Origin of the sequence: Lysinibacillus sp., assembly GCF_032093475.1 — a bacterium.
In the GTDB taxonomy this organism is placed as follows: domain Bacteria; phylum Bacillota; class Bacilli; order Bacillales_A; family Planococcaceae; genus Lysinibacillus; species Lysinibacillus irui.
Genome location: NZ_DAMDAY010000111.1, coordinates 1 through 14,964 on the forward strand (window position 1 = coordinate 1; position 14,964 = coordinate 14,964).

Consider the following 14,964-nt stretch of genomic DNA (forward strand, 5'->3'; position numbering starts at 1 on the left):
TCAATTAACTATATTGAGGTATTTCCGTTGTCATAAAATTACAAAGAAATGCACACTCGTTTTCACATATCTATTTTATCACATAAAAAAAGCTGACACTGAAATGATTATGTAAAAAAATATCGAATACAATTACAAAAATCCTATTAGAATCGCCCTTTTAAATTGTCCTAAAAGTTATTGCCTTCGAATAAAATGCAAGTACATTTGATAATTGGAGGATAATTTATGGATTCTATGTTTACCTATATCTTTTTAGGCATATCAATGGCTGCAACAATTGGACCTGTTAAGACTGTACTTTTAAATACAGGTTTAAAAAATGGCTTTTTTCATGCATGGTTTTTTAGTCTGGGTGCCATAGCGACGGACATTATATATATGTTTATCGTATATTTTGGAATTGGCCAATTTGTCAATTCCATTTGGTTGAAAACAATACTATGGTCTTTCGGCTGTTTTGTTCTTTTGTACACCGGTATCGAAAGTTTACTGTCGCTACATAAAATTGAGATGGATTCGAAAACTGGTAAAAGAACTCGACTGAGACAATCCATCATGACCGGATTTTTCATGTCTTTTTTGAATCCGCTAACCATCCTTTTCTGGCTGGGAATATACGGCTCCATACTTGCAAAAAACGCTGGTATCTCTACAGGGTATGAAATCATTTTGGTAAGCATCGCCATCTTGATTGGCATTATTTTTGTGGATTTTATTTATGCCTTTTTATCCAGTGTCGCTCGGAAATTATTGTCTACAAAACTTTTGAAAACGGTCTCTTTTATCTCAGCCTTATTAATGATTGGTTTCGGGATCTACTTTGGCAAGCAGGCTTACCAAGTGTTATTCCAATAATCTCACCAACAGCGCATAAAATGAACACGAAAGGAAACCATACCTTTAAAAGAATATTAGTCGAGGTGTGGTAATGGACCAAGAGAAGGTTAATGTAAGTGTCTGGTGTATTGTAAGTTTGACTTCTATTCCGCTCATCATGACACTGGGAAATTCGATGCTTATTCCCGTGCTCCCGATACTGGAAGATAAGGTCGGGATCACTTCATTTCAATCGAGCATGATCATAACTAGCTATTCAGTCGCAGCTATTTTTCTTATCCCAGTAGCTGGCTATTTATCGGACCGCTTCGGTAGAAAAATCGTCATATTACCGAGCTTAATTTTAGCTTTAATTGGTGGTCTGATTGCCGGATTTGCTTCATGGAAAATGGATGACCCGTACACAATAATTATTGTTGGCAGAATAATTCAGGGAATAGGGGCGGCTGGTGCCATGCCGATCGTTTTGCCTCTTGTAGGTGATCTTTATCAGGATGATGACGAAAAAATAAGTTCTACATTAGGAATAATTGAAACATCTAACACGTTTGGGAAAGTGTTAAGTCCCATTTTAGGTTCAATATTTGCCGCTTTTTTATGGTTCCTGCCCTTCTTTTCCATTTCAGCGCTTAGTCTGATTTCAATTATACTTATTTTCTTCTTCGTTAAAGCTCCTAAAGATGATGATGAACCATTGAAGTTCAAAGAGTTTTTACGTAATACAAAAAAAGTTTTCAAGGAGGAAGGAAAATGGTTGTATACCGTATTCCTTAACGGAGTCCTTGTAATGCTCATATTATTTAGTATGCTATTTTTTTTGTCAGAAAACCTCGAGAAAGTTCATGATATAAAAGGGATTAAAAAAGGGTTTGTCCTGGCCATTCCCCTTTTATTACTTTGTATCGCTTCATATATATCCGGTCGAAAAATTAAAGGAAACCTGGGAAGGATTAAAAAAATAATCATTGTCTCCTTGATAGCAATGTCTGTCAGTATTGTCTTCGTTGGGTTTACAAGCAAAAAACTGATACTTTTATTAGTCGTAACGAGTATAGTGGGGATTGCTATTGGTGCACTATTGCCTGCACTTGACACAATTATTACTGACAATATTAGAAAAGAGTTAAGAGGAACCGTATCCTCTTTTTACAGCTCAGCGCGATTTATAGGCGTTGCAGCCGGCCCTCCTATTATGTCACTTGTCATGAAAAACTATCTCAATGCCAGCTATATTACGGCAGGTGTATTGGGATTCATTCTCCTGTTCGTTGTCCTAAAATTTATCAAAATAGAAGATATTGAAAATAAAAATGAAATGGCATAAAAAAGAAGGACCTTCAGCTATTGAGACTGAAGGTCCTTTTTTGAAAGCACAAAGACATATTATTATTGTCATTATCTAGTTGCTCGCATCTTCCATTATAATCGACTACTTTAGGAGCTGTAGTAGGCCCACAACTTGGTTCAAACAATGGAAAATTTGTACAGTATCTTTGGTATACATTTGCTTGAAGGTGAAGTGTGTCTAGAAATACAAAAAAACGGGTAAAGAAAACACAGCTGAAGCAAACAGGAGGTAATTTTTAATGAAGAATCAAGTTATTGGTGTATACGATAATGAACATAGAGCGGCTGAAGTTGTTGAAGATTTAAAAGAGAAAGGCTATACAACTGAGGAAATTTCAGTTATTACTAAAAAAGCAAAAGAATTATCTAAAAACACACTGGAAGTAAAACCCTCCACTATAGATGGAGCCCTTGCTGGAGCTGCAACTGGAGCTGCAATTGGCATAGCAGGCGTGATAGCAGGATTATCCACTGTTTTGATTCCTGGATTTGGCGCTGTGTTGGCTGCAGGTCCTATTATTACAACAATTGGGGGAGCAGTCGTAGGGGCTAACTCTGGTGCTGGCGGGTTAAAACATGCTCTTATGGAAATTGGAGTCCCAGATGATGCAGCTGAACGTTATTCTAACGACGTTGAGGATGGTAAAATTCTGATATTTCTTCATCCCAAAAAGTGAGGGCGAAATGAATGCTCAATGTTCGCATAAATAACACGCAGTGATTTTAACTAATAATTGTAAATCGCTAGATGTATTAGCTTCCCTCGGGAATTAACTCTATTATGGAAAGCACATAAGATTGCGTTTCTTAAAATATAGGTTTGATTCCTGCCGAGGGCGTAAGAAAATTAGTGAGCTTGTAAAGTTTTGTATAGGACCTTTTGTGTTTGAGTGCTTTTCAATTGTTGAAAACACGCAAAATAAGAAGTTCCCCTAAAAGGACTTCCATTTAGGAAGTCCCCTGCTTGCCATAATCCTTCGTTTAAAGCATGATTTTATTTAATTATAATTCCTTGTTTTGGCACCCGGATTTGGTCTCATGCCATTCATACTTCACCCAAAACACTGCATTTCCACATTGTACTTTAATATACTCCTCGTTTTCACCTATAACCTTTCCTTCACCTTTTACAATTAAAAGCAGTTGGGGTACAACAGCCTGGTGATACCCAATTATTCGACCAGTTCCTAAAAATCCATATCCGAATTGCGCAAGATTAAGATTAGTTTATCAACAAACCGTTTGTGTCAAGGAAAGAATGATCTTTTTCAATTCTCATTCTAAAATGGTTCATTATTCTTATCTGTTCTTCCGTTAAGTTTTCTTTATTCCAATACATATGCATCAAGCTATACTCAAAGATTTCTTTTAATTTGATAAATAGAGGAAGTTTATCTAACATTTCCTTTGGGAGATTGTTTTCCTCTTGGTATCCTTCGATGATTGCTTTTGTAATACCTCTTCCATAGTCAATGATGTTCCCACCACCGACAAATGAATACTCGATCGCACTATAGATGGGAACAGCTAAATCAAAGATATAAAAGTTCTTCTCACAATCTTGAAAATCAACCATTGACAGCTTTAAATCTTGATCTACTAATATATTCTCTAACCATAAGTCACCGTGTAACAATCCATAATTCGAACTGTCTTGTGGCATGTTTTTTATTGTACTTAATATTTCTTGTGCCACATCTCTAATCGTAGTCTCTTCCTCAGGAATGTATTTCAAGAATGCATACTCCTCATTTTCATACCAATCATTGATATATCTAGTCGGATGTATCTCCTCAAATTTTCTAGAGAGGCGATGTAATTTACCTATTTGTCTACCTAACTCTTTTAAAACATTTGCATTCCATTCATTCCTTGGTAAATGGTTACCAGCTGCGGATTCATAAAGAACAGTTAATAATTCCTTGTTATTTAAGGTTATCTTTTCTACCACTCTACCCTTTATTGAGACAATTGCAGGTGATACACCTAGTCCTTCATTATGTAGGTAGTTTGTATATGTAACCTCTTCTAATTGTTCATCATAACCTTTGTAGTTTGTTATTCTTGCAAAGTATTCACCTTGTGTTGCGGTACAGCGAAACATTTCATTTGTTACTGCTTCAACTTTTATAAAATCCACTGGATATATTTCGTTGAGTAATTCTAGTAATTTTTGTTCCATGTCATCGCTACCTCCTGTCTAAATAAGTAAGAGTTTAAATCAACTAATTAATAACAGAATTTATCAAAACTTACATTTAAATAATAACATAGATTATCCAATTTATGATTTAAAGTAATAGTCAATTAAAAATTGAAACCTTATTTTTTCAAGGTAATTCATTTAAATACATGATGCTCAAAAATACATAAAAACGTCATTAAGGAATTTTTCCCTAATGACGTTAAACAACATTCCATTTTCGGTTTTTTGTCTACTAAACTCTATGTTTATAAACCAACTTACCGCAATGAGCTATTACTTAAACTCAATTTCCTCTTCCGAAGCCCCTTTCGTATAGGTGATGTTCGCTTCAGTAGGTAAATTTCGTATCTCTTTTACATTTTTTCCTTCGATAATTATTTTTCCAATTTGTGTACCTTTAAAATCAATAATAGCATTTCCTTTTTTCGGACTAATTGTTACTGTTTTGTCTGCGAATCCTTCCCCGTGGAATTCTGCATATTCACTAAATACCGCGATTCCATTTTTAATGTTCGTATTTTTCCCTAACGTTAGCGAAATACTTTCGCGATTCATTATTAACTTACCTGTTTTGTAGTTATCAAAGTTGTATACATTTTCAGGTATGATTGGTGTTGGGACTTCCTCATTCCCTGCCTTCAAATCAATTTGAACTAAGACTGGGTCATGATCCGATGCACGCCCTTGTGCTTCTGTAAAGTTCGCATTCATATGAATTAAGTCAATTTTCGCATCATCAGCAAGATTATTCGAAACTAAAATATGATCCAACACTTGATTGTTCCCTTGGAAGAAGTACGTAAATCGGTCTTGCTCTGGAGCTTTATCTACCATATTCGTTAATACATCACCTTTTAATGTTTCAAGAGCTGGTGTGAATTCAAAGTCATTCATGTCCCCTGCTACAATGATATTTAATTCCGGATTTATGGCAAGTCCTTCATCGATAAAATCATTGATTGCTTGAGCAAACTGAATACGTTTCGTTACGGATTCTAACACCGGCGGCTGCGTTGGTCCCCACAGTGAGCCATCCCCACCTTTAGAATTTAAGTGAGCTCCGATAATAACTACTCGTTCTTCCTGGAATTCAAATTCTGCTGCAATTGGTTTACGTGTATCTACAAATTTTGATGGATCTACAAAGCCAGGATTTAAAGCAAGGCTTCCATCTGCTGTCCACGTATTCGCTTGGTCACCCAATCCCTTTGTACCTGTCACTAACGAAACACGCGTCGGGTTATATAAGTAACCTACACGAATATTACCACCAGGTGCACCACCTACTGTATTGTTAAGTGGCATGACGTCAATCCAATCATAAGCAGGGCCACCAGCAGCTTTAATCGCATTAATTAATCGCATGTAGCTTTCTGATGCATCAGCATTTCCTGAATCAATTTGCCCATCATTATCTTGTACCTCGACTAATGTAATAATATCTGGTGACTTCATATTTTTCACAAATGTCGATGCAATTCTGGCTACTTTTTCATTTGATGTGTTGGCAGGATTATTCGAGAAGTTTTCGATATTATAAGAAGCGACATTTAACTTGTCCGCTACTGGTTCGAGATGCGTCACTTCTTGTTGAATATTCGCCTTTGTCACTTCCGGGAATACTTTATTCGTGTTCAGTCGATAGCCATCTGTAAAATTCTCTACAAAACCGATAAGGGCTTCATTAAAACGATCACCTGAATCATAGTTTTTCCCTGCTACCCCTTCAAGCATAATTTTTTCGGGGTTATAATCATCGGCCGCAATATTTAAACCGCCATTGACATTAAATGTATTATTGGTTGTGCTCGGTACAACAATTGGAGAATCATTATTATATATTGGTCCAATCACTCTTGCATCTGGGAATGATACGCGCATATACTCGATTGATTCCCAAAAATCGATACCATCTTCTTGTGGATCAAAAATGCTAAAGGCATCATTATCGATTATTTTATTTGGTGGGAATAGGTCCTCTCCTATCACAAGCGCTTCTGGAATTACTGCTGTACCTGTTTTTGTAATATTGGCTGCTGAAATTTGCGTATCTTTCAATCGAGAGTTGCCACCCTCTTCCATCACTTTTCCTGATACTTTAATAATGTCCCCTACCGCTACATTATGTGCAGACTTATTTACCTTGATCGCAGTTGATTTTACGCCATCGAATGCCGAATCGACTTCTTGCATAATGAAGCTCGATGAATTAATAACGAATGTTACTATTCCCTCCACATCATTTACCGTTAAATCAACATATGGTGATGTATGACTTGCCCCTTGAATATCACTAATCTTGGCATTTTTAGTATCAATAATTTCATAAACAAATGTAGCCATTGCACTGTTTGTTAAACCTTCTTTTACCGCAATCGCTTTAATCGTCATTGGTTTATTAACAAGGATTTCCTCTGTATACTTTGTACTTGCTGTTGTTGGTGTAGAGCCATCCATTGTGTAATAAATCGTTGCACCTTCTGTCATTGTAGAAAGCGAGACTTTCGTGCCAGCTGTTACGCCTCCAACGTGAGAAGCTTTGATATCCTGCACCTTTGTTACATCTTCAATAATGCGAATCGGGAGCAGTTGATGGTTTGTATATTGACCAATAATCCCTGTAATTTCCCCATACGTTTTTCCACTCACTAAACCTGAGTCTCGTGTTTTATCGTAAATAGCAAATGTACCAACTTCGTCAGTTCCTGTAAAGTTTTGACCCGAACCAGTAATGGCCACATTTTTAATTGTTACTAATTTCGATTCATTGTCTTCTGCAACCTCATTACTCTTGATAATGTGTGGCTCTGGTAATGTCGAAGGAACAGGCACGCCAACAAGCGAAATATTCATTAATTGCTTGAGTCCGCTATATTCAGCTACTTGACCTTGCACCGTCACCCGATCACCGACATTTGCAGTAAGACTATCTGCAGGATAAATGGCTATCGCCGCTCCATCTTCATCTTGAATATGTGCTGTAGCTGTTTCTAATTTTGCTGTTACAATACCTGATACGATGACAGTTTGTCCGATTTCTTTATTTCGTGCTTCCGTAATGGAAATAACGGTCGGCTCTTCTTTCACTGTAAAATTAAAGGACGCAACTTCACTATCGTCTAAACCAGTTGCAGTAGCAAATGCTTTAATTGTCATGGCTTTATTTACAACAATGCCCGCTGCTGCATCATAAATCTCACTAGCTGTTGTTGGTTCAGTACCATCTATCGTGTAATAGATTATTGCATTTGGTGTATCTGTAGATAATGTTACTTTTGTTCCTGCATAAACTTCGCCTGTTGCTGGTAAAGCTTTAACACTCCCCACTTGAGTTGGCTCATAGTTTGATACTAATTGGAAGCTTTCCGCGCTTAACGTTTTTAATTGATATGTCCCGTTAAAAATTGACGCAATCCCTGTCACGGTGATGACATCATTGTTATTGAATCCATCTGCTTCAAACTGAGAGAACTGATAGCCTGTACGGTTATCATGGCGAATTAACAGCTCGTTATTTGCAGCATCGACCGCTTTAAATTCAAATATACCATACGTACCAGATGGCGCTAAATCTTTAATCTTCACATTTTCAATTGTAATTAATTCACCTTGTAAACTGTCATCAATCGGAAGAGTCACTGTTTGTGGTGCAGGTGCTGTCCCTGTAGAAAGTCGTTCAATTGTCGGTGAATTAAATTGAACTTCTCCACTATATAAACTAGTTTTCCCTGTGATTTTGACAATATCTCCGACAGCTAAGCTCCCTGCTTCTGCAGAACTAGAGAAGACATATACCCCTGCTGTCTCATCCTGTACATAGAAGGCCTTGCCTCCCCAGCTACCAGGTGTTGTCGTAACCGTCCCTTGAATTTGAACTGTGCGGTCAGTTCCAACAGCTGCACGAGCTTCGGCAATTGTTGCTGTCTCGGGAGGATTTGGTTCAGTTGTATCATCCCCAACAAACTCAATTGAAGTTGGTGATTTTAGCCCTGCATGGTTGCCAAAATATTTTTCTAGTGAACCTGTTATTTTAACTTTTTTCCCAAGATTACTTGGGTTAGTATATAAACCGAAATTGGCTCTATAGGAGCTTGGTAATTGAATATACAGCATTTTCGTGACATCTGTTTCACCCGGTGTATCGGCAATCGCAATATTTGTGTCACTATCTGCTATCACTGAATATGAAGTTTCACTTTTGGCAAACCCTACGATATATCCTTCTACAGTAACATTACTCTTCACTGTGGTTGGATCAAATTGATTGACCGCTTCCCCCACTCCAATAGCCTCTGTCGAATCAGCCTTTACAACTGTAAAGTAAGGCAAAATCATTGAAATGACTAGTAAAAATGATAACGCAATTTTGGAAACGAAATTAATTTTATATCTCTTCATTCGTTTAGCTCCTTATATTTTTTTATTAATGATCAAAGAGTTTCTGTGAAGTTATTCAATTACTGTGTTCCCCTCACCTGTAAACCTAACGAAACTGATAAACCTGTTACCAATTGTAATTTGGGTATTAGGTTCCTACTATCGGTGAAATAGTTAACGCAATTTTTTAATTCCACCAAATTCCCATACTTAGAGTACTACCTCCCTCATTCCTATTTTAAGAATTCAATTAACAAAATTTTGGTCACCAAAATCTTGATTAACATATTAATTTTAACAGATAAATAATAAATACATTGTAATTTACTATTAATATTCTAAATTTTATGTAAAATAGTACATTATAAATCTTTTACATAGTTAATGAGAATCGTATTAACAGGCCTTTTATCCTGTTGAATTTCATTTCTAGTAACTATATTTTCTCAGAAGGAAAAACGGTAGCATAGGAAGGCGCTTTCCACAGGGACTGACATGGAAGTGGCGGCCCATTTGACTAGACAGCGATAACATTTTCTCCTTACTGTTATCACAATGCGAGACGTAAAAAAGCTGATGAGTATCATCTACTCATCAGCTCAAAATGGTTCGTGTTACTTCCAACTATTTGTTAGTGGCAACATCTATTTATTATAATCGCTCTAAATCTTGGTATTCTTTCATATAAGGACCATCCTCTGCAACATAGGAATGGTACAATGCCTTTACTGCAAAATTTTTCTCTAAACCCATTTCAGATTTTAGCTTTTTTAATTCATCATGCAACGTTCGATGTTCATTGATAAGCTTTAGCATAGTTGTTTTATTATATTTCATTATATCCGTCCTTTTTGTTGATCTGTGGAAATGCAAAATCCTCTGGTATCTGATGATAGAATATACGACAATCTCTCTTACTTATGATACGGTTCACCGTGATTAATTTAAACTTGTGTATTTAAAAATAATCCATTCCTCTCCAATATAGCCCATTTCATGAAGAAAGACCCTTCCATACTAAAGAAATGTGCCCGTTACACTTAACAAGGAATATTAGCTTGTCGATTTAGCAGTGGCTGCTTCCTCTTACAAAACTATGCAGGGCATACATCCAACCCAAGCTCTGACCTTAGGCATAAACTGGTTATAAGTCTAATTTTAAAAAGGAGTGAATCTGACATATGCGATATATGGAAGAAATGCCTTTCTATGGCCAGAATCCAAGGGGGCTTGAAAATTGTTTATTTCGTTTCACGTATATGTGGCTTAGAAACGGTGACAATTTCTGGTTCTTCTTGACTACTGTGGGTCACGAAAGAGCTTATGGTTACAGGTTTTTCGGTGGAAGATGGAATCAATATTCAATTGCTTTAAGAGACATCGACTCCTTCCGTTGTTCTCCTCCGACTCCAACTCTATATTAGAAAACGGCTCCTTATAATCCAATTGTTCATTCTTACTTTAGAAACTTGAGGGCTTTCATTATTCGAAATCGTTTTTTGAATCTAATATAGTATACACCAAATACCTTGCGTGTTCCCTCAATCATGTATAAAACGTTAATCATTCGGTTAGCGTTTTTTATACTGAAATAGAATAAATGCCAAAACAAACTTAAAATTCAATCCTTCACCATTTCAATATAAAATTATACGTTTACTTTTCTCAAACAAACTGCCCTTTTCTTGAGAAATAATTCAATATATATGACTAGTATCGTTTTTTCTCATATCGCATTAATAGTAAATTTACCTTGTGGCGCTTTGATTTCAATATAATATTTTTCATGTCTTTTCAAGCCCTCTAATTTCACACTTGTTCCTGCCGGCACTTGCACTGCATCAATGACTATATTGTCGTTATCATCTTTTACTCTTACTAACACGTTCTTTTCATTATTCGCATGATTCACGATTGCTTTTCTCCAAAAAATACTATCAAATATGATATAGTTTTGATCATTAAACTTTACACCCTCCCATTCTTCCTTATCATCCGGTACAGTTGCAATTCCCCACTCATCTGGGAAAAAGATGTCATTGACAACCCCAACATCTTGTACGATCCATGCTCCTATTATTGTCATCATAAAGGTAATCATAACTGCTATAAGCACTTGAATACGTCGTTTTTTATTAATTCGTTTAAAAGGCTCTTTTGCTACGGTTACTTCTTTTGACATCACTTGAATGTTATTGGTTGGTTGCTTCATCATCTGTAAGTTTCGCTGACACTTTTCACAGTGTTCTATATGTTCTTCAACAGCTTTTGCAGTCTCTTCACTACAAATTTCATCCATATAAGATGGCATTAAATCTTTAATAATATTACAATTCATGCGGATCAATCCTTTCTGATAGTTTTAATTTCGCACGATAATAGGTCACTCTTGCCCAGTTTTCACTTTTATCAAATATCTCACCAATTTCTTTAAAACTAAGTTGAATCGATGTTCTGAGTAAAAAGATTTCCCGATATGGCTCCTGTAAACGATGAATTTCTTTATGTATAGAAATCAGTGTACTGCGCTTTATGACCGCGACCTCTGGTAAATCCTTGTTTGAAGGGATTTCTAAACCCAATTGCATCATTTTTTCTACACTGGCATTATGATGGTTCTTCTCCTTTTTTAAGTAGTTATAATAAGTGTGTTTAGCAATCTGGCATAGCCAGACAGATATTTTGCAATCACCGTTATAACGATGGATTGACTTAACCGCTTGATAAAACGTTTCTTGTGTTAACTCTTCCGCTAAATCTACATCCGATGTTAAACAAATAAGAAAACGTTTTACTTCATCTGCATAAGATTGATAGATTCCACTTAAATCCTCCACCTGCCCCCTCCTTTTCTTAACTATTAACTGGGATACTTATAAATAGAATTAAAATGCTTTTCGTTACAAGAAATTGTATTGTTTATAATATATCTTTATCCTACCCGAAGCACCCTTTAGTAACCTTTTATAAAAGAAATACACCTGATTGTTAAAGAAAAGGGTTTTTCTATAATCTCATATAAAATTTTTAATACGCTTCACCATAACATATCCACATAAAGTTTTATTAAAAAATAAGAATTAAAGTTGATTATGCTCTAATGGTCTGAAGGTTGTTATTTCCAAATCATTATGGTACTAGTAAAATCACGGACATCTAACCTGAAATAGTTTGAATTTCGAAGGTGATAATTTGAAAATTTCAATAGAAGGGTTCAACGGATTAATCTTAAAGATGTCTATTATTTTGAGACAGTTGACGGAAAGGTTTTTCTTTATTGCGAGGATAACGTTTTTTAGGTAAAACATAAGCTTTATGAGTTAGATTAATGGGGAACGTGCAGTTACATCAGGGCAGTATGTGCCTGTCCTTAAAAAATGCTTGGATTGTAAAGGGGTATACATATATAAAATTTTCCGAATTTGTACAAAGCATCATTTGGAATTTTTTGATTATCTTTGCACCTATACTCTTTATTATAGCTATTTTAAGACAAAGATATTATCCCAATATGGCTTTTGATTTAAAGTCAATTTATATCATTATTGCGTTTTCATTTTTAAGTGCACTAATGGGATTTATTTTATATTCTCCCAATGAAATAAGTGAAAAGAAAATGCGTATCAAAATTGCTATCCATTTATTCACCTCTAAGAGCTGACACAATAATTCATGAAAAATTAGGGTGTAGTAATGAGGTACTTGAAGACTATTTCACAAATCTTTGTAAAATAAAAGATACTAGTACTAATTTGGCTTTGGGGTATGTTAATGAAATAACTTATAAAGTTAATTAAAATTAATCCTCAAGCAATAGAAGGTGCTATAATGTATTTCAGCCTCAGAATTCCCCAAGTTAAAGAAGACTTCTCAACATGAATTTGAGAAAGTTAAGAGTGCGTTTATACAACAGTTATAGTTATTCACTTCCTTTTTTCGGAATTACATCATTAAAAGAGATCACCTCCTAATAAAGGATATATCCATATATTAGGGGTGCTCTCTAAAGTAATACTTTCACTTGTTATTTGAGTAAAATGACTTAGCGTCAATTCTTGATTAACTCTCCTAAAATTCCAATACTTACTATAAATAGACCAACCTATTCATAATGGTAAAATTTTCTACCTATATAGTTGTTATAAAATATAGGTGAATATTCAGGATATATTACCTATGTTGGCGAACAACATTGTTAAAGTAAAGATGATATACGTACTAGAAATACATATCCATACTATGTTTGTTTTAATTCTTTGATAATCATTTTTGGAAATTTTGATTATAAAAAGACATACATTTAAAGATAAAACTAGGGTAAGTATTGGATTCATCAAAACCGATGTAGCAACAATAAAATCAATCATTTAATCACACCTGTAATTTTTTTTTTAGAAATTAAACTTGATAGCGGTAGAAGTCATTTTAGTTTCTGCAGTCGTCGCACCTAATCCAATATCACCTGTTTTTATAGTTACTGTGATATTAAATGAAAATGTTGTATGTGTGTAATGCCCAAAAGCATTTGCACTTACGTCATTTTTATTTCCTTTAGATACCTCAACAGAAATATAGCCATGGTGATTACTTGCCCCAGCATTTGTACCTATTCCTTGAATATCAAATGTAGCTGCTAAACCTTGAGGACTTTTCTTCATATCTTTATAACTTCTTGAATGGTCTCCTACACCATCTTTCCATTTATATGAAAATTTTATAGTAGATGGCTCAATTACTGCACTATCATTATAAGTTAGTCCAACCATATCAGTAAGAGTAACATTAGGATTTTTTAACCAAGTAAAATTATTATGAAGCATTGTTCTTCCGTTGCCAAGTTTTGTAGCAGTAGTAGTCATGGACATCCAACTTGTTGTTTCTGTACAAATCGTACCTGAACAACTTGCTGCTGTAGCTGCTGGAAACGAATAGTTTTCCAAATTCATTTTTTGTAAACCATCAACTTCATTAAATTGTTCAACTTTTTTTACTTCGCCATCTTGATCAGATGTAATTTTATATATTGTTTCCGTTTGAACGAAAGGCTCTACTGGAATAGAGTTCTCATAGTGAGAGTATTCATCTAGTGTCATTGACTCAATAATTTGTTCTGAGAAACCTAATTGTCTCATATGTTCTTTTTGAGTTGATGATAACTCATTATTTTCTTCTGCATTGGCTATACTATTAAATCCAAATGCAAAAAATAATAGCATTATAAATGAGAATAAATCTTTTCTTTTCAACATAAAATTCTCCTTTTTGTATAGTGTGAGTATTAGATTGAATATTACGGTAATAATACCAAATATTACATATTCATTATTGCATTAATTTTCCTAATTGTAAATATTTTTACTAAAATATAAAATATTTGTGTATTTAGGTAACAAAAACCAAAAGAGTTATTAGAATTTTTTGACTATCCACTAAAAGGTATTGGTCATTTCAATCCCAAAAAGACATATTTATTTTCATCAAAATAGACTTAGGTATCTGCCATAACTGGATCACAAGGCTGGGACATAATTATTAGCAATTTGTTCGGTTTCCTTTAGCTAAAATATTTTGTCTCGGCTATTGATTTCTCGGAACGCCCTTTGCTCACTGTAACGGGACAAGGTAAAAGGCAACATCTATGCCAACTTCAATCAAAAATATACAGCAACTTCTGTCTTCCATTTGGCAAAGGAAATTTAAAAAAACTCTTGCACATACGATTAACTTCGACTTATATCCTGAATAACAGCTCTCTTCTTCCAATGCAGCTTCTGTAATGTTTCAAAATTAACTAAAATCGTTCCTACAATAATCGTTAACGTTCCGATGCCTGTTAGCCAAGAAATATATTCTTGATAGAAGATAACACCAAGCATTACGGCAATTAATGGTGAAATGTACAGCCATGTAGAAGGAAACACAGGATTTGTTCTTGAGACAAGCCAATAATAGATGCTATGACCGATCATAGAACCGACAATCGTTAAGTAAAGAAGTGAGCCGATGGAAGCTGGGCTTATAAGATAATGAAGCTGTATGTTCTCTGTAAACAATGACAACAAGATTAATAAGATCCCACCATGCATCATTTGCGCTGCATTTAAAGCAATCGGTGATGTCGTTTCAAACGTTTGGATGACATGCTTCGTATAAATCGTGCCAGATGCGTAAAAAGTTTCACCCAGTATAATGGC

Annotated in this window: 10 protein-coding genes and 1 pseudogene; 3 read left to right on the forward strand and 8 right to left on the reverse strand. The window is 35.1% G+C overall.

The window, feature by feature from the left end; translation table 11 throughout:
* The first annotated feature begins 228 nt into the window (after nt 1-228).
* The 3 genes from RT445_RS18785 (at nt 229) to RT445_RS18795 (ending at nt 2,864) form a co-directional block, all read left to right on the forward strand.
* Nucleotides 229-858 (forward strand): LysE family translocator, encoded by a 630-nt coding sequence (locus RT445_RS18785; protein ID WP_274796913.1) that lies wholly within the window; start codon nt 229-231, stop codon nt 856-858.
* A gap of 73 nt (nt 859-931) precedes the next feature.
* Nucleotides 932-2,164 carry an MFS transporter gene (locus RT445_RS18790; protein ID WP_312506123.1) on the forward strand — a complete coding sequence of 411 codons (1,233 nt, stop codon included), beginning with the start codon at nt 932-934 and terminating at the stop codon, nt 2,162-2,164.
* Between the two features lie 262 nt (nt 2,165-2,426).
* Nucleotides 2,427-2,864, forward strand: coding sequence for a general stress protein (locus RT445_RS18795; RefSeq protein ID WP_312506125.1), 438 nt, complete (start codon nt 2,427-2,429; stop codon nt 2,862-2,864).
* Between the two features lie 349 nt (nt 2,865-3,213).
* Here the strand turns inward: RT445_RS18795 and RT445_RS18800 are convergent.
* The 8 genes and pseudogenes from RT445_RS18800 to RT445_RS18835 form a co-directional block, all read right to left on the reverse strand.
* Nucleotides 3,214-3,363: pseudogene (locus tag RT445_RS18800) on the reverse strand (cupin); the annotation flags it as partial.
* Between the two features lie 46 nt (nt 3,364-3,409).
* Nucleotides 3,410-4,369, reverse strand: a complete 960-nt coding sequence (locus tag RT445_RS18805; protein ID WP_312506127.1) for a phosphotransferase enzyme family protein — start codon at nt 4,367-4,369, stop codon at nt 3,410-3,412.
* Between the two features lie 297 nt (nt 4,370-4,666).
* Complete coding sequence (locus tag RT445_RS18810; protein ID WP_313471278.1) at nt 4,667-8,791, reverse strand: chitobiase/beta-hexosaminidase C-terminal domain-containing protein; 4,125 nt, start codon at nt 8,789-8,791, stop codon at nt 4,667-4,669.
* Nucleotides 8,792-9,421: 630 nt separating this feature from the next.
* Complete coding sequence (locus tag RT445_RS18815) at nt 9,422-9,607, reverse strand: hypothetical protein (protein ID WP_274796908.1); 186 nt, start codon at nt 9,605-9,607, stop codon at nt 9,422-9,424.
* Between the two features lie 889 nt (nt 9,608-10,496).
* Complete coding sequence (locus RT445_RS18820; protein ID WP_274796907.1) at nt 10,497-11,108, reverse strand: zf-HC2 domain-containing protein; 612 nt, start codon at nt 11,106-11,108, stop codon at nt 10,497-10,499.
* Nucleotides 11,098-11,607: an RNA polymerase sigma factor gene (locus tag RT445_RS18825; protein WP_312506133.1), complete on the reverse strand. Its 510-nt coding sequence runs from the start codon at nt 11,605-11,607 to the stop codon at nt 11,098-11,100. Before RT445_RS18825 ends, RT445_RS18820 begins: the two co-directional genes overlap by 11 nt.
* 1,554 nt (nt 11,608-13,161) lie before the next feature.
* Complete coding sequence (locus RT445_RS18830) at nt 13,162-14,016, reverse strand: hypothetical protein (protein ID WP_312506136.1); 855 nt, start codon at nt 14,014-14,016, stop codon at nt 13,162-13,164.
* 474 nt (nt 14,017-14,490) lie between these two features.
* A partial coding sequence (locus tag RT445_RS18835) for a DMT family transporter (protein ID WP_313471284.1) occupies nt 14,491-14,964 on the reverse strand: 474 nt, incomplete at its 5' end.

Excerpts from the sequence above, each read along its gene's own strand:
- RT445_RS18820 (WP_274796907.1), bottom strand. The coding sequence starts at position 11,108 with ATGAATTGTAATATTATTAAAGATTTAATGCCATCTTATATGGATGAA.
- RT445_RS18795 (WP_312506125.1), top strand. The coding sequence starts at position 2,427 with ATGAAGAATCAAGTTATTGGTGTATACGATAATGAACATAGAGCGGCT.
- RT445_RS18810 (WP_313471278.1), bottom strand. The coding sequence starts at position 8,791 with ATGAAGAGATATAAAATTAATTTCGTTTCCAAAATTGCGTTATCATTT.
- RT445_RS18790 (WP_312506123.1), top strand. The coding sequence starts at position 932 with ATGGACCAAGAGAAGGTTAATGTAAGTGTCTGGTGTATTGTAAGTTTG.
- RT445_RS18805 (WP_312506127.1), bottom strand. The coding sequence starts at position 4,369 with ATGGAACAAAAATTACTAGAATTACTCAACGAAATATATCCAGTGGAT.
- RT445_RS18815 (WP_274796908.1), bottom strand. The coding sequence starts at position 9,607 with ATGAAATATAATAAAACAACTATGCTAAAGCTTATCAATGAACATCGA.
- RT445_RS18785 (WP_274796913.1), top strand. The coding sequence starts at position 229 with ATGGATTCTATGTTTACCTATATCTTTTTAGGCATATCAATGGCTGCA.